The sequence below is a fragment of the Bacillus sp. COPE52 genome, from assembly GCF_003355115.1.
Lineage (GTDB): Bacteria > Bacillota > Bacilli > Bacillales > Bacillaceae_G > Bacillus_A > Bacillus_A toyonensis.
On record NZ_CP031292.1, the window covers coordinates 1,437,765 to 1,453,932 of the forward strand.

At 35.2% G+C, this 16,168-nt stretch carries 18 protein-coding genes, 1 riboswitch and 1 other annotated feature; of the genes, 14 read left to right on the forward strand and 4 right to left on the reverse strand.

The features are described from left to right. The first annotated feature begins 81 nt into the window (after positions 1–81). From gltP to DPQ31_RS07315, 9 genes are all read left to right on the forward strand, one after another. A complete protein-coding gene (gene gltP / locus DPQ31_RS07275; protein ID WP_000821124.1) occupies positions 82–1,356 on the forward strand; it encodes a glutamate/aspartate:proton symporter GltP in 1,275 nt (424 codons plus the stop codon). Between the two features lie 70 nt (positions 1,357–1,426). Beyond that, entirely contained in the window at positions 1,427–1,945 is a 519-nt protein-coding gene (locus DPQ31_RS07280) for a ribonuclease FAU-1 family protein (RefSeq protein ID WP_000824636.1), read from the forward strand. A gap of 120 nt (positions 1,946–2,065) precedes the next feature. Further along, a riboswitch (SAM riboswitch) is annotated at positions 2,066–2,171 on the forward strand. 95 nt (positions 2,172–2,266) lie between these two features. Beyond that, positions 2,267–3,583: a Na+/H+ antiporter NhaC family protein gene (locus DPQ31_RS07285; protein WP_000665472.1), complete on the forward strand. Its 1,317-nt coding sequence runs from the start codon at positions 2,267–2,269 to the stop codon at positions 3,581–3,583. Positions 3,584–3,814: 231 nt separating this feature from the next. Continuing rightward, on the forward strand, positions 3,815–4,171 hold the full coding sequence (locus DPQ31_RS07290; protein ID WP_000808637.1) for a lmo0954 family membrane protein: 357 nt from the start codon (positions 3,815–3,817) through the stop codon (positions 4,169–4,171). Between the two features lie 58 nt (positions 4,172–4,229). After that, the gene (locus tag DPQ31_RS07295; protein WP_098710930.1) at positions 4,230–4,892 is read left to right on the forward strand and encodes a PspA/IM30 family protein; all 663 of its coding nucleotides are present in this window, start codon (positions 4,230–4,232) and stop codon (positions 4,890–4,892) included. A 106-nt stretch (positions 4,893–4,998) separates the two neighbouring features. Next, a complete protein-coding gene (gene liaF, locus DPQ31_RS07300) occupies positions 4,999–5,739 on the forward strand; it encodes a cell wall-active antibiotics response protein LiaF (protein WP_000745642.1) in 741 nt (246 codons plus the stop codon). Continuing rightward, positions 5,739–6,794, forward strand: a complete 1,056-nt coding sequence (locus DPQ31_RS07305; protein ID WP_000744314.1) for a sensor histidine kinase — start codon at positions 5,739–5,741, stop codon at positions 6,792–6,794. The genes liaF and DPQ31_RS07305 overlap by 1 nt, the downstream gene beginning before the upstream one ends. After that, positions 6,791–7,423: a response regulator gene (locus DPQ31_RS07310; RefSeq protein ID WP_000598709.1), complete on the forward strand. Its 633-nt coding sequence runs from the start codon at positions 6,791–6,793 to the stop codon at positions 7,421–7,423. Before DPQ31_RS07305 ends, DPQ31_RS07310 begins: the two co-directional genes overlap by 4 nt. Before the next feature lie 228 nt (positions 7,424–7,651). Further along, positions 7,652–7,990 (forward strand): DUF3922 domain-containing protein, encoded by a 339-nt coding sequence (locus DPQ31_RS07315; RefSeq protein ID WP_131202359.1) that lies wholly within the window; start codon positions 7,652–7,654, stop codon positions 7,988–7,990. Between the two features lie 24 nt (positions 7,991–8,014). Here the strand turns inward: DPQ31_RS07315 and brnQ3 are convergent, their stop codons facing one another. Continuing rightward, a complete protein-coding gene (gene brnQ3, locus DPQ31_RS07320) occupies positions 8,015–9,370 on the reverse strand; it encodes a branched-chain amino acid transport system II carrier protein BrnQ3 (protein WP_097957626.1) in 1,356 nt (451 codons plus the stop codon). 59 nt (positions 9,371–9,429) lie between these two features. Next, positions 9,430–9,688 (reverse strand) — a binding site (T-box leader). A 273-nt stretch (positions 9,689–9,961) separates the two neighbouring features. On the opposite strand from brnQ3, the gene DPQ31_RS07325 reads away from it, so the two are divergent. Next, positions 9,962–10,171, forward strand: coding sequence for a hypothetical protein (locus DPQ31_RS07325; protein WP_208731727.1), 210 nt, complete (start codon positions 9,962–9,964; stop codon positions 10,169–10,171). Between the two features lie 39 nt (positions 10,172–10,210). Here DPQ31_RS07325 and DPQ31_RS07330 read toward each other — a convergent pair whose 3' ends face one another. After that, entirely contained in the window at positions 10,211–10,987 is a 777-nt protein-coding gene (locus DPQ31_RS07330) for a class I SAM-dependent methyltransferase (RefSeq protein WP_000026265.1), read from the reverse strand. Positions 10,988–11,095: 108 nt separating this feature from the next. On the opposite strand from DPQ31_RS07330, the gene DPQ31_RS07335 reads away from it, so the two are divergent. Next, the gene (locus tag DPQ31_RS07335) at positions 11,096–11,947 is read left to right on the forward strand and encodes a YhfM domain-containing protein (protein ID WP_000865657.1); all 852 of its coding nucleotides are present in this window, start codon (positions 11,096–11,098) and stop codon (positions 11,945–11,947) included. Between the two features lie 70 nt (positions 11,948–12,017). Here DPQ31_RS07335 and DPQ31_RS07340 read toward each other — a convergent pair whose 3' ends face one another. Next, on the reverse strand, positions 12,018–12,215 hold the full coding sequence (locus DPQ31_RS07340) for a hypothetical protein (protein ID WP_000776283.1): 198 nt from the start codon (positions 12,213–12,215) through the stop codon (positions 12,018–12,020). A gap of 151 nt (positions 12,216–12,366) precedes the next feature. Here DPQ31_RS07340 and DPQ31_RS07345 point away from each other — a divergent pair, with 151 nt between their 5' ends. The 3 genes from DPQ31_RS07345 to hmpA all read left to right on the forward strand — a co-directional run bounded on the left by DPQ31_RS07345 (position 12,367) and on the right by hmpA (position 15,463). After that, positions 12,367–13,464, forward strand: a complete 1,098-nt coding sequence (locus tag DPQ31_RS07345; RefSeq protein WP_199631729.1) for a site-2 protease family protein — start codon at positions 12,367–12,369, stop codon at positions 13,462–13,464. 114 nt (positions 13,465–13,578) lie between these two features. Continuing rightward, a complete protein-coding gene (locus tag DPQ31_RS07350; RefSeq protein ID WP_208731728.1) occupies positions 13,579–14,094 on the forward strand; it encodes a hypothetical protein in 516 nt (171 codons plus the stop codon). 160 nt (positions 14,095–14,254) lie between these two features. Further along, positions 14,255–15,463, forward strand: a complete 1,209-nt coding sequence (hmpA, locus tag DPQ31_RS07355; RefSeq protein WP_208731729.1) for an NO-inducible flavohemoprotein — start codon at positions 14,255–14,257, stop codon at positions 15,461–15,463. Between the two features lie 30 nt (positions 15,464–15,493). Here the strand turns inward: hmpA and DPQ31_RS07360 are convergent, their stop codons facing one another. Then, a complete protein-coding gene (locus DPQ31_RS07360; protein ID WP_000600584.1) occupies positions 15,494–16,006 on the reverse strand; it encodes a Crp/Fnr family transcriptional regulator in 513 nt (170 codons plus the stop codon). Between the last annotated feature and the right edge of the window lie 162 nt (positions 16,007–16,168).

Consider the following 16,168-nt stretch of genomic DNA (forward strand, 5'->3'; position numbering starts at 1 on the left):
ATATAATACTCTTAATTTCTTAGTTTTATAGAGATAGAATGAGGGATAGAGTGATACATCGAAGAGGGGGTTACAACAAATATGAAAAGAATAGGACTTGCATGGCAAATATTAATAGGTCTTGCGTTAGGTATTGCAGTTGGTGCGATTTTCTTTGATAATCCAGCAGTTGCGAAGTACTTACAACCAATTGGTGATGTTTTCATCCGATTAATTAAAATGATCGTTGTACCGATTGTTGTAGCAAGTATTGTTGTTGGGGTTGCTGGTGTTGGCGATGTTAAGAAGTTAGGTCGACTAGGCGGAAAAACAATTATTTACTTTGAAATTATTACAACACTTGCAATTGTAGTGGGTCTATTAATAGCGAACATTTTCCAACCTGGAAAAGGCGTTGATATGGATAAGTTAACAAAAACAGATATTTCTAAATATACACATACGACAGAGCAAGTACAAAGTCATTCGTTTGCGGATACGTTTGTAAATATTGTTCCGACGAACATTATGAAATCATTAGCTGATGGTGATATGCTTGCTATTATTTTCTTCTCTGTATTATTTGGTTTAGGTGTAGCAGCAATTGGTGAACGTGGTAAACCAGTTCTACAATTTTTCCAAGGTGTAGCAGACGCAATGTTTTACGTAACGAACCAAGTTATGAAGTTTGCACCATTTGGTGTATTCGCATTAATTGGTGTTACAGTTTCTACATTCGGTTTAGCTTCATTAATTCCGTTAGGGAAATTACTAATTGTAGTATACGGAGCGATGATCTTCTTCGTTGTAGTTGTCTTAGGACTTACAGCGAAAATATTTGGAATTAACATTTTCCAATTCTTTAAGATTTTAAAAGACGAGCTGATCTTAGCGTATTCTACAGCAAGTTCAGAAACAGTTTTACCGAAAATCATGGAGAAAATGGAAAAGTTCGGTTGTCCGAAAGCAATTACATCTTTCGTTATTCCGACAGGTTATTCATTTAACTTAGATGGATCAACTTTATATCAAGCAATTGCGGCTATTTTCTTAGCACAAATGTACGGTATTGATTTATCTATTTCTCAACAAATTACATTATTACTTGTATTAATGGTTACATCAAAAGGTATCGCAGGTGTACCGGGCGTATCATTCGTTGTATTATTAGCAACGCTTGGTACAGTAGGTATTCCAGCAGAAGGTTTAGCCTTTATTGCAGGTATTGACCGTATTCTAGATATGGCTCGTACAGCAGTTAACGTTGTAGGTAACTCTTTAGCAGCTGTAGTTATGTCTAAGTGGGAAGGTCAATATGACGCTGAAAAAGGACAAGCCTATTTAAAAGAGATATCTGAAAAGGGTCAAGCAGCTTAATTATAATATGAACAAGCTCTCACATAATATATGTGGGAGCTTTTCTATATATAGAAGAGGAGCGGGCGTAATGAAACGTAAATATGGTGACGGTTCTTCGTGGAAGCGACTAATAGAGAAGGATTATATGGTTAAGCAGGTAGAAGAGGGCATGCTAGGAATACTGGACATAAAAAAGGTGAGAGAACCTAGTTATAAAGAATATGATGGTAAAGAAATTTGTATCGCAGGTAATGAGTATACGTGGATTCAGTATTTCATAAAAGGGAAAAACTTTGCGATTACAGCTATGTTAGATAATAAGGGGAATTTAGTACAATATTATATTGATGTGACGAAAGAATACGAAATAGACGACCGGGGTTTACCGTATTTTGATGATTTATATTTAGATGTAGTGCTATTGCCGAATGGTAAGATGTATGTATTGGATGAAGATGAGTTAGAGGACGCTTATAAAAATAGTGATGTTACAAAGGAAGAATATGAATTAGCCTGGCAAACAACGAAATGGATCATGGAAGCGATAAACAATAGTGAATTTTATTGGATTTCAATATTAGATAAAGAAATCGAAAAGTTAAAATGATTGGTGTATTCATATTTTTGTATAATTACCAAAAAAATCTATACAAAAAATAATTGACTTTTGTTTTGTAAGCGAGTAAAGTTAGGGAAGAAATTATTATTAAAAAATAAATATGAAACCTTCTTATAAAGAGAGGCGGAGGGACTGGCCCTACGATGCCTCGGCAGCGGACTCGATTTTAGAGTGCTGTGCCAAATCCAGCAAGCATGTGCTTGAAAGATGAGAAGAGCGTTCCTTATAGATGTATAAGACCTCTTCTCGTTGGAAGAGGTCTTTTGTTATTCATTAGAAAAAAGGTTGAAACTAGGGAGAGATGGTACTTTGAAAGAAACGAGAGGAAATGGTTTAGCTTTATTACCACTTGGGATATTTTTAGCGCTATTTATTGGTTCTGGAATTATTACGGGTGATTTCTATAAATTGCCGATACTTGTAGCGATTTCAATTGCTGTAGGAATTGCTTTGGTGATGAATCGTAAAGAAAGTTTTAATGTGAAAGTAGAAAGATTCGCTAAAGGTGCAGGAAATCCGGATATTATGATTATGGTATTAATTTTTGTACTTGCAGGTGCATTTTCTGAAACAGCAAAAGGAATGGGCGGAGTAGACTCAACTGTTAATTTAGCGTTAACTATTTTGCCACCAGGATTTATCGTAGCTGGAATTTTTGTTATAGGTGCATTTATTTCATTAGCGATGGGAACTTCAATGGGAACAATTGCAGCGTTAGCACCGATTGCTGTAGGTATTAGTGGACAAACAGATATCTCAATTGCACTTACGATGGCTACTGTTGTTGGTGGAGCGATGTTTGGTGATAATTTATCATTTATTTCAGATACAACAATCGCAGCTGTTCGTTCGCAAGGAACAGAAATGAAAGATAAGTTTAAAACGAACTTTTTAATTGTATTGCCAGCTGCTATTATTACAATTGTACTATTAGTAATAATTACTTCAGGAAGTGATACGCAGGTTAAAGCTCATAGTTTTGATTGGATAAAGATTTTACCGTATGCAGGAGTACTTATTACCGCGCTACTTGGCTGGAATGTACTTATTGTGTTAACTGGTGGAACTGTATTATCTGGCGCTATCGGTCTTATAGATGGAAGTTACACGTTGGAGAGTTTCTTTAAAAGTGTAACGACTGGAATGGGCGGTATGATGGAGTTAGTATTACTTGCTATTTTAATCGGAGGTATGGTTGAACTAATTCAATATAATGGTGGGATTCAATATTTAATGAATCTTTTAACGCGTAATATTCGTTCGAAAAAAGGCGCAGAGTTCGGTATTGCTGGTTTAGTGAGTATGACGAATATGTGTACAGCGAATAATACGATTTCAATTATCTTTACAGGCCCGCTTGCGAAAAACATTGCAGATCAATATGAAATTGATCCCCGTAAATCAGCAAGTGTATTAGACCTTTTCTCATGTTGTGTGCAAGGATTAATTCCGTATGGTGCTCAAATGTTAACTGCGGCAGGGTTTGCTGCTTTATCTCCGATTGAACTGTTACCGTATGCATTTTATCCAATTTTAGTTGGGGTATGTGGAATTGTTTCGATTTTGATTGGATTTCCGAAGTTTTCGAAAGTGGCGGAGAAAAAAGAGTATCATAAAACAGCATAATTTAATATGAATGATAACTTTAGTAATTGAAACCGTGCAGAGAATATTCTCTGCACGGTTTTTTTATGTGTGGTAAAAGAGTGAATCATCCTATTCTACCTTATGTTTTTTACAGAAGGCTGAATGTATCTCGGTCTTAAGTCTGAGTTGAAAACGGTTCTTAAGCTCGTTATGGAAAAATGAAAAAATAGTTAAGATAAGAGTATCAAATCGAAGGGAGGCAAGCACAAGATGAAACAATTTCTAGCGTTTATCGCGGCCGGTATTTTGGCTTTAATTGCTCTTGGTAGTCTTGCTGGTATTGTAGGATTCGCAATCGGAGCAGGAGTTGTGTACTGGAGCTATAAATCATTTGTGCGAGCTAAATCATTTTTTGGAAAGCTAGCTTGGGGCATTGTTGGTTTAATCGGTTTATCCATTGCACTTTCTCATTCACCAGCATTAATTGGTATCGCTGCATTGGTAGTTTTGTACTACGGATACCGTGAATGGAAAAAAGAAAAAGATGTAGTTGTTGATTCAGCTTCAGAAAGTTCTAAACCATATAGCAACTTTGAAGATGAGTGGAACAAATTAATGAAAAACTAAAACAATAAACCAATAAAACAATAAATTATAAATAAAGTAGAAGAGAGGAAGATTTATAATGAAACAATCTTTATTCGGACGTGTACGCGATGCAATTTTAGCTGATTTTCATAATGTGTTAGATGAGAAAGAAAGAAAAAATCCAATTGTAATGTTAAACCAATATTTACGCGATAGTGAGCGTGAAATAACAAAAATTGAGAAGTTAATTCAGCGTCATAAAACATTAAAATCTAACTTCGCTCGTGAGCTTGAGCAAGCACGCTATTTTGTTAACAAAAGATCAAAGCAAGCTATCATTGCTCAAGAAGCAGGCGAATTACAACTGCATGAACGTGCATTAGAAGAAGTGGCGTATTATGAAGGGCAAGTAACTCGCTTAGAAGAAATGTATGCTGGTGTTGTAGAGCAAATTGATGAGTTAGAGCGTCGTCTTTCAGAAATGAAAAATAAATTAAAAGAAATGAACGCAAAGCGTATGGAATTAATGGCTCGTGAAAATATGGCGCATGCAAACCGCCGTATGAATACTGCTATTCATAAAATGGATGAAAATAATCCGTTCTTACGATTCGAAGAAATTGAAGATCACATTCGTGACATAGAGCTTCGTATAAATGAAGAGCATGAGCGTGATACATTTGATATGAAAATTGCAAAGCTTGAGCGTGAAATGAAAGAGAAAAATGAAGTATCGTTAACGAAAGAAGTAACAAAATAATTGTAGTATATTATAAAACAGGCTTATGATATAGTGATAGGAGAAAAGGTGTTGGAAAGCAATGCCTTTTCTTCTATGTATATGTGACAAGGAGGGGGGAGCTGAAATGAAGAAGCGCTTTTCAAAAACACAATTAATGGGGATGCTCCTCATCATATTTGGATTCGGTCTATTTCTTGATATGATACTTGGACATTTTGAACCAGGTGGTCTAATTTTTGCATTTATTATGCTTATGTTTGGAAGACATTATCGAAAGAAGAATCGTTACGTAAGAGGGAATGTATTTTTATTTGTCGGTGGTATAGTATTCTTATTCTTCTTATTTTCATCAGCAGCGTTTGTACTTGTCGTATTTGCTTGTTTAGCTTTAATTGGTTATCAACTGATTCAACAAGGACATCAGCAAAAAGTAATGAAAGTTGAAATTAAAGAAAAGGGATATATAGATGAAGAAAAACAAATATATCGTACAGAACCGTATATAAAAAATATGTTCGTAGGTAATGTACGAATGATGGATCATATTTATGAACTTGAAGATATTAATGTCCAATATGGTGCTTGTGATGTCGAGATTGATTTAACAACTGCTATGATTCCGGAGGGGGAAACGGTAATTGTTATTCGAGGTGTCGTTGGTAACATTCGTTTATATGTACCGTATGATATTGAATTGTCTTTAAATCATTCTGTAATTGTTGGGCGAGTACTCCTGCCAGGGCATGAAGAAACAGGTTTTAATCGTAATGTTACATTTAGAACAGAACAGTATAAAGAAGCTCCTCGTCGTATAAAAATCATTTCTTCACTTGTAGTAGGTGATACGGAAGTGAGGAAAGTATAATGAAAAAACAAAAAAATATTTCGTGGATGTATATTCGTTATTCGATGTTATCCTCAGTGAGTATCGCACTTATTTGTACAATTGTGTACGTATGGAAAAGCGAGCAACAAGTTTATGATTTATTATGGGAAGAATCCATCGCTTCTGTTCCAATTGGCTTGTTTATTATGAGCACAAGTCTCCTTATCGGGGGGATTATAGGATATGCAATCGGCTATTATATTGAGCAGCGTATACAAGGATTAAATACGTTTCTATTTGAAGTAGAACGAGGGAATTTTCCGAACGATGTTTCATTTACTGCGGATGATGAATTCCATGAAGTGGAACGAAAAGTAATCGGCCTTGCTCGTCGATTAGAGGAGCAAGCGGGATTATTTCAAAAAGTAACGAATGAACGAGCCCATTGGAATGAAGAGATGAGGCAAGAGGCGATTTCTCAAGAAAGGCATAGATTAGCAAGGGAACTGCATGATTCAGTAAGTCAGCAGCTTTTTGCAATGTCGATGATGATGTCAGCCATTAATGAACAAGTAGCTGAAATTCCAGACACGACAAAAAAACAATTACAACTTGTTGAAAATATGGTCGTAAATGCACAATCAGAAATGAGAGCATTGCTCTTACATCTACGCCCAGTACAGTTAGAAGGTAAGAAGTTAACAGAGGGTATAGAAGAATTATTAACAGAACTGTCTAGAAAGCAACATATGAAAATTGAATGGTTAATTGAGCCAATTGAATTAAAAAAAGGTGTAGAAGATCATTTATTCCGTATTGTACAAGAAGCTCTATCAAACACGTTACGACATGCGAAGGCAAAGAAAACGGAAGTACGTCTTCGTAAAATAGATCAATATGCGATTTTAAAAATTATTGATGACGGTGTTGGCTTTGAAGTGGGAGTGAATAAAGCGGGTTCATACGGTTTACGATCAATGCAAGAGCGTGTTCATGAAATTGGTGGAACATTAAAAGTACTTAGCTTTCCGGCAAAAGGTACGCAAATTGAAGTGAAAGTGCCAATTATGATTGAGAAAGGGGGAGAATCATGATAAAAGTATTACTAGTTGATGATCATGAAATGGTTCGAATGGGAGTATCAGCATATTTATCAACGCAGCCAGATATTGAAGTAGTTGGTGAAGCTGAAAATGGAAGAAAAGGTTCAGAGCTAGCGTTGCAATTAAGACCAGATATTATTTTAATGGATCTTGTTATGGATGAAATGGACGGGGTTGAAGCGACACGTGCTATTATTCAAGAATGGCCAGAAGCGAAAATTGTAGTTGTAACGAGCTTTTTAGATGATGAAAAGCTATATCCTGTTATCGAGGCAGGAGCGACAAGTTATTTATTAAAAACATCCCGAGCAAGTGATATTGCAGACGCTGTAAGAGCTACTTATGATGGAGAAACGGTATTAGAGCCGAAAGTTACTGGCAAAATGATGTCTCGTATGCGCCAGAAAAAAGAACAACCTTTACATGAGGAGTTAACAGAAAGAGAGTCTGAAATTTTGTTATTAATTGCAGAGGGGAAAAGTAATCAAGAGATTGCAGATGAGTTATTTATTGCCCTCAAAACAGTAAAGACACATGTGAGTAACATATTAAATAAGCTAAATGTAAGTGATCGTACACAGGCGGTTATTTATGCATTTAGACATCAATTAACGAAATGATAAAGTGAAACTTTAATCAGTGGGGGTTATTCCTACTGATTATTGGCCTTCACCAATCGGGCTTTTACGGGCAGTTATCTCCCGCTTACCTTCCTCGTATTCGCTGAATTTTGAGGGGGGAGTCTTACTGCCCGTTAATGCGGGGGAAAGTGAAATTTTAATCAGCGGGGGAGATTCCTCGCTGATTATTAGCTTGCATCAATTTGGATTTGGCAGTAAAATCGTTGCATCTTTTTATTGACGATAAATAATGTAAGCGTTATCATCAAGTTGTTAACAGTACATACAGAGGGGAGAATGTATATGTTAGTTCAAACTATATTCGGAATGGATAAGTCTAAAAAATTAGGGGACTATGTGAACGCATTACAAGCGCTTTGTGAACAATATAATGTTGAAACAGATAAAATTGCAATTATTGAGGCGACAGAAGAGTATTATTTATTTTTAGTAAAGCAAGAAGATTGCTATGATGTTGTCAAAGTAGAAACAGTTGATACAAATATTGAATATTATACGAAAGCGTATAAAATAAGCAGTTTTAATCATACTGCTTATCAAATGTAAAAAAACTCCCTTTCGGGAGTTTTTTTAGGATGCTTTTGCTTCGCTGGATTCCGTTAGTAGGGGAACTTTTTTCGCACCGCTTAGCTTAGCGATAGTAAGGCCGATAAGAGCTCCGGCTAATGCTGGTACTAGCCAGCCTATTCCTTCATTATATAAAGGGATAAATTCAAAATAGGGTGTGATAAATGAAACTGGAATACCGCCTTGTTTTAATCCGTCAAATACGCTCACAACTGCTGCCCCGAATAAAGCACCTACATAAACAGATCGATAACCACCGAAATATTTATGTAGTAACGATAGGAGAACGAGTACAATCGCAATTGGATATACAACAAGTAGAATTGGAACAGAGATGGCGATAATTTTTGTTAAACCTAAGTTAGCAACTAGTAACCCTAATGCGCAAATGATACTCGCGAATGCTTTATATGAGAATGTAGTCAATAATGTTGCGAAATATTGACTGCATGCAGATACGAGTCCAACGCATGTCGTTAAGCAAGCGAGTGTAACGATAAGAGACAATAGAAGAAGACCATATGGACCGAATAGTTGTTGTACGATAACAGTAAGTAGCTGTCCACCATTTTTTGCGTATCCGAGAGAGACGCTAGTCGCACCGAGCCAGCCAAGTGCACCATATACAAGTACGAGTCCGGTAGCGGCAATAAATCCTGCTTTTGCTGTTGCAATGGCAATGGTTTTACGATCATTCACACCTTTAGAGCGAATGGCATTTACAACGATAATTCCGAATGCAAGTGCTGAAATAGTGTCCATTGTTAAGTAGCCTTCCATAAAGCCTTTGAAGATTGGAGAAGTTTGATACTCTTGCATTGCTGGTCCTGATTGCCCAAGTGGTGTAAATACGCTTTTAACAAACAATAAGAAAATAGAGAGTAATAAAATAGGTGTTAATACATTTCCAATACGATCAACAAGTTTAGATGGATTCAAACTCAGCCAAAATACGATAGTAAAGAAGATGATTGTATATACAAATAGCACTAGGCTGCTAGAGCGGATTGTTTCTGGCAAGAAAGAACTAACCCCCATTTCATAAGCGACATTTGCAACACGTGGGATGCCCATGGATGGACCGATGGCAATGTATACAACTACTGTAAAGAAAATTCCGAATAATGGATGAACATGACTTGCAAGTTGCTGCATTCCATTTCCTGATAGAGAAATTGCGATAACAGTAAGTAGTGGTAAGCCAACTCCTGTTAGTAAAAATCCAATCATTGCAGGCCAAAAGTTTTCACCTGCATTTTGTCCAAGCATGGGAGGGAAAATTAAATTACCTGCCCCAAAAAATAAAGAAAATAGCATAAGACCTGTGAAAAAAATATGTTTTTTTGATACAGTGTTCATTGTTTTTTTCCTCCTTTTTTAAAATTCATTTGTAAGAACACAAAAAACTCGCCCCTAAAGAAAGGGACGAGTTATATTTACCCGCGATACCACCCTAATTTATACATGTAGAAATAAATCTATATGTATACGGCTTTGCAACGTACAACATGATACGTGTTCCTTGTAACGGGGGACAGCCGGTAAGAACTTACTGTAACATTCGGTTCTACTTCTCGGAGATGATTTTCGGCTACGCACTGAACGTTGGCTTTCAGCAAATCGCCAACTCTCTGGGGAACAGTCCTATAACGTACTCGTTCTCGTCAATGAATTTTAGTTCAAGTATTCTGACAGTATTGTTACATGTTTTTTTTTGAAAGTCAATATGTTTTTTTGAAAGATATATGTATATGCGGAAATATCGAAGATGATATTTGTTATTGTGAAGGAAATGATGAAGTGTAAAACAGGCGTGAATAGTTGTAGAGAAATGTAAAATTTGTAGAGAAAGTTGATATTTATAGGAGTAAAGAAGGTATTAATAGAATTTACAGAGAATAATAAAACAATCCACTTGCTGGAAAGAACAAACCAAAAGAGGTGACTGAAATGTTTGCGATGGGAGTATTATTTGGCATTATTGCTATAATTGGTTTTATGTGGTTATATTATTCGCGTTCGTTTAAACAAGCAGAAGTTTTACTCTTTCAAAAAGGTAGTTTGTTGACAAATCAGTCTAGATATTTAGTATGTCCGAAGTGTGGGAGTGCACAGGCCAGAAGTGGAGGATATCAAGAGTGTTGCAAAATTAGATTATGAAAGAAGGAAGCCTCACATTCATTTGTGAGGCTTCCTTCCTTACAATTTCCTGCCGCTCCAAATTGTCCACCGATCTCTTTCAATAATAGGAGAGATGTTTTGTAATGCGATTTGGATATGATGTAGAAGTTGAGCAAGCTCATGATCTGTTAATTCGTATAGAATGGATCGTCCGGTTCGAGGAGATAAGTCTTGTAGTAATGCTTCTACAGAATCGTGTATTTTTCGTACTTCCCATTGTGTTTGCGAAGGGAACACGTGAAGAGAATGCTTTTGTAATTCTTGCTGTATAGTAGCAGTTTTTGGTCTTCTTTTTGATTCGATTTCAATGAGTTTTGGAAATACCGAGAAAAAATATCCGCGAATGTGTTCAGGGCTTCCTGGAATTGTACAATCTTCAATGGTTCGATCTTGTAAAATAAGTACACCGTTTTTCTTTAATATACGAGAAGCTTCACGTAAAAATGTAGGAATGTCTTGTAAATGATGAATAACTGCGCGCGAAATAACTATGTCGAATGTTTCATTAGGATATGGGATGCTATGTGCATCACCGTGAATGAATGAAATGTTTGGGAAGCCGCTACAATTTTCTTTTGCGGCTTGTAATATCTCTTTTGAAAAATCAAGTCCAACAACATTTTTGGCTCCCATAAAAGCAAGTTCTTTCGTGTAAATACCACCGCCGCAGCCTATGTCAATTATTTGTTTGTTTTGTATATCTGTAATGTTTTTTATCATTTCCTCCCAAGAAACATGGGCATTTCTAGTTGCATATGTGTACTTATTATTTGCATCATGAAAATTAATGGACATTGTAAAATCCTCCCTTCAGTGTATAGTATAGCTTATTTAATATGATCTCATGTTTTTGTTTCTTATATGAAGGTTATAAGGATTTCTTATTAGAAAAGAGGGATTGAGTTGAAAGTGAAGTATGTAATGGTTTTATGTGTGATTTTATTAGCATCGTGTGGTCAAGCAGAGCAAAAGAAAGAAACGAAACAAGTAGAGGAGACGGTGAATGAAGTGGAAGAAACAATAGGGATAACTGTTATACAAAAAAAACATAAAGAGAAAAAGTTACAGGAGTCAGAAGTTAAGGCCGTAATAGATATTATAAATAATGCGGAAAAACAAGAAATAACAGGTAGCTTTGGTGAACCTGAATATGAAATACAAATTAGTAGAGATGGGAAAAAAGAAACGTATTATGCATGGTTAAGAGGAGAAGATCGACGAGGGTGGCTACAATATAAGAAGGCTATGTACATGTTGAATGAAAAAGATACGGAAAAACTTTTGTCTATATTTCCAAAGATTCTAGAACAAAAAGAAGATGAGATACAGGTTGATCCTTTAACAGAAGTAACGAAAAAAGATTTGCAGATTACAGCGTTTCATATTAAAGCAGGGGATCAAAAAATGAATTATAAGGTACGTTATACAATTTCGCAATCACTTTACAACAAGTTAGCAAAGGAACAAGAATATTATTTGCAATTGATTTTCCCGGAAAAGGTTCAAAAATTAATTGGAGCAAAAGAGAGTGAAATGATTTCAGGTGAAAAAGTAAAGGAAGGGTATAAACAGTATGAATTGAATGTTACTGTTCCGATGAAAGATGCTTCATTATCACAATTAAAAGCATTAGAAACATATTATGAAAATTATGATTTGAAAATATTAAATAATAAAAAAGAAAAAATAGGCGTTTTTCAAAATATCATTCAAATTGTTAAAGAGTATGGTGAAAAAATGGATTTACAAAGATAAAGTGAATAGGAAAGTCTATATGGACTTTCCTAGGAAATGATAATAGAGAGGGGAGAGAATCCCCTCTCTATTACTTTGCTTTTGCAGATGGCTCATTTATGGATTTTCGTGTAATAAGAAATGAAATCATAAGAGCGGATAGAATAATAAGAGCGATGAATAAGTGATTTGGCAACCAATCTAATAATAATAGGTAGCTAACGGTATAAAAAATAAGAGTTGAGGCTAAGAAAGAGAGAGCACCTATAATGAGAGATTGTAATTTCATTTGTATCTACCTCCTTTCATTTGTATTTTTGTCTAAAAATGGATGATATAAACATTATTTCTAAGAAAAGAAAAAAATGTGTCATAATAGAGAATAGAATAAACTGAAATGGGTGCATATAGCTCATTTCAATAAGATAAAGGAGAGGGACATGAGAAATAATAAAAAAGGATTATGGGGAATTATTGTTGCAATAGGGTTATTTTTACTATCTAAGCTAAAGTGGGTATTCGCAATCTTTAAATTAGCAAAGTTTTCAACTGTATTTAGTATGTTTCTATCACTTGGTGCATACGCAGTTATATATGGTTGGAAATTTGGGGTAGCACTTGTTTATTTGTTATTTGTTCATGAAATGGGTCATCTATGGGCGGCAAGAAGAAAAGGGATACCTACATCACCGGCAATCTTCATTCCATTTATGGGGGCTCTTATTGGAATGAAAGAGCTGCCGAAAAACGCAAAAGATGAAGCGTATATTGCTTATATGGGGCCTCTTTTCGGATTACTTTCATTTTTACCAGCTATTCCACTTTATATGATCACAAAAGAGCCGTTTTGGGCACTTGTTATTTTGCTTGGAAGTATGATTAATTTCTTTAATTTAATTCCCGTTTCACCGCTAGATGGTGGCCGAATTATTTCAGTGGTAAGTACGAAAATTTGGGGGGCAGGGCTTGTTTTATTGCTAGGCTATTCAATTTACTTTAAAAGTATTTTGGGAGGATTTATTTTCATTATCGGCTGTATGGAACTATATAGAGTAATAAAGAGAGATGAGCCGATTAAAGAATTAGGTTATAGAATTGATGGAATGAAAGAATATGTTGCTAAGCTTGAAGAGGAACTAAAAGAAACTGGTGCTGTGCATCGGACTATATATATGATGCATCATGAGATGAATGTATTAAGACAAAGAGAGCATGAAAAAGAATTAAAAACAGGGGAACTTCAAAGAATGGAAGTGCTAGAGCATCTTTTTCCGAAGTTTGAGCCGCTAGATTATGTTCCATATGAGAATGAAAAAGACGAGTATACAATTCACATCAGAGAGGCATTTGAAGTAGCGGAAAGACAATTAAATGAATGGGAAAAAGAAAAAGTACAAAAAGAAAACTATTATAAAGTTGATGCGAAAACGAAATGGACAGTATTCGCTTGTTATATCGGATTAATAGCTATACTTGGTTATACAGCTTATGAAGGTTATATTGTTTTACAGGAGCATTTGCCAAGGCGAAATGTGTAGAAAAATAGTGTCGAAATGATAGGAAGAATTTAAACAGGAATTGTATTTCTACGAGCGAATGATACAAGTGAAACACTCTATTGTAATATTCATAGTAGAAAAGGAGTTCTGTATATGAGGAAATTGCTAAGTGTGTTCAGCATTATAATCGTGATGATCATTGCGAGTTATAGTCTTATGAAAGTGCTATTACATTATGCGAATAAGCCCGCTGGGGTAAATACAATAGCTCAAATAGAAGCGGTACAAGAAGAGACAAAACTTGATTTTATTCGTACGACACATGAAAGTTATAATAATTTCTTAAATTATGGTAAGGCAGAGAATTATACAGACGGGGACTGGAACCATTTAAAGAAATGGTTTCAAGAACAAGAATCATCTTTAAAAAACATACATACAGAAATAAAAAATGAAAAGATCAAACGTGATGTAAATAGAAGTTATGAAATTGTAAAAAAAGGTGTGGAGCTTCAAAATATTGAGTATGTAGTTTATGCCCATCGTGTATACCATGACTTAGATATTATCGTAAATAAATATAGAGGTGAAACGAATATCTGGGGGTATACAGAATTTGGAGATGGGAAATATATAAGGGGAATTGAACAAGCAATACAGTCCAAATAATAAGCTAGCTAGCATTCTAGTTGGCTTATTTGCTTTTTGTAAGTGCAATGTTCATATATTTTTCACAAAAACACCGTGTTAATAGTGATTAAAATCACAATGTGTATAATACAATTCAGTTAAACTAAAAACAGTTAAGGAAATAGAGGAGTGGGATACAATGTTAAGTGCAAAAACAATTGAAATCGTAAAATCAACAGTACCATTATTACAAGAAAAAGGCATTGAAATTACAACGAGATTTTATCAAATTTTATTTGAGGAACATCCGGAGTTATTGAATATTTTCAACCACACGAATCAGAAAAAGGGAAGACAACAACAAGCGTTAGCAAATGCTGTTTATGCAGCTGCGATGTACATTGATAATTTAGAAGCAATTATTCCAGTTGTAAAACAAATTGGTCATAAGCATAGAAGTTTAGGTATTAAAGCGGAACATTATCCGATTGTGGGTACATGTTTACTACGAGCGATTAAAGAGGTCGCAGGTGCACCTGATGAAGTTTTAAATGCATGGGGAGAAGCGTATGGAGTGATTGCTGATGCATTCATTAGCATTGAAGCAGAGATGTATGAAGAGGCTGCACATAAAGAAGGTGGATGGAAAGATTTCCGAAACTTTGTAGTTGTTAAAAAAGTGAAAGAAAGTGACGTTATTACATCATTTTATTTAAAACCTGAAGATGGCGGGAAAGTTTCTTCATTCATCCCAGGACAATATGTAACAATTCAAATAAATATTAAAGGTGAAACATATACACATAATCGTCAATATAGCTTATCTGATGCTCCTGGAAAAGAATATTATCGTATTAGTGTAAAAAAAGAAGAAGGTGTAGATACACCAGGTGGTAAAGTATCTAATTACTTACATGATCATGTAGGGGAAGGAGATATTCTGCCAGTAAGTGCACCAGCGGGAGATTTCGTATTAAATATGGATTCAACATTACCAGTTGTACTAATTAGTGGTGGAGTAGGTATTACACCGATGATGAGTATGCTAAATACGTTAATTGAACAAGACTCAAAACGTAATGTATATTTTGTTCATGCAGCGATAAATAGTACTACACATGCGATGAAAGAACACGTTAAGGCAGTAGACAATGAATACGAACAAGTTAAAGCATACACTTGCTATTCTGCGCCGACTGAAAAAGATTTGGAAATGAAAAACTTTGATAAAGAAGGATTCATTGAAGGTGAATGGTTACAAACTATTATTCCGACAACTGAAGCAGAATTTTATTTCTGTGGTCCAGTGCCATTTATGAAGCATATAAATACTGCACTAATTGATTTAGGTGTGAAACAAGAGCATATTCATTATGAATTTTTTGGTCCAGCAGCAAGCTTACAATAGGGTGAGCTTGAATAAGCAAAAAACGAGGTATTATTTTACCTCGTTTTTTATTTGTTCTCTTAACAGCCGATTTACTGTTTCACGGCGTATACCTATCAGTTGACCAATTTCAGTTTGCGTTAATATTTCATATATAGGAATGTCACCTAAATATAGTGTGAACCACTCTTGTAAACGATGAAGACGTTCTTTCGGAGAGACAGTTGACAATTGGTCAATCCGCTGTTGCATCATTCTTAGTTTCGATTGTAATTGCATAGCGATGTCGGCATATGATTTAGGGTTTGCTTGAAGTCTATCGTACCATTCGCTACTAGTAATCGGTTCAACTTCTGTTTTTATTAAAGCAATAGCGGTACCGTGATATTCCTTCGGTGAAATTAAAGAATGGTGAGGTATCGTTTCACCTGGAACGATAATGTTGAATAGAAATGGTGTTCCGTCTTCTTCTAGCCGAACCACTTTTAATAAACCTGTTTTTATAAAATATAAAGGACCATCCTCGCCTTGACGGAATAGTACATCTCCTTTGTGTAGAATCAATGTTAGCCCCCCATTTAAACATTTCTATTTCTTCTATTTTAGCGTATATGTATAAAGATAATATGCTATTTGAACAGCAATTTCATTGACGAAATGTATGCTATTACAGTAGTATACTATTTAGTGTGTAATAGTACTAGCAATGAATACGCTGTAGGGGGT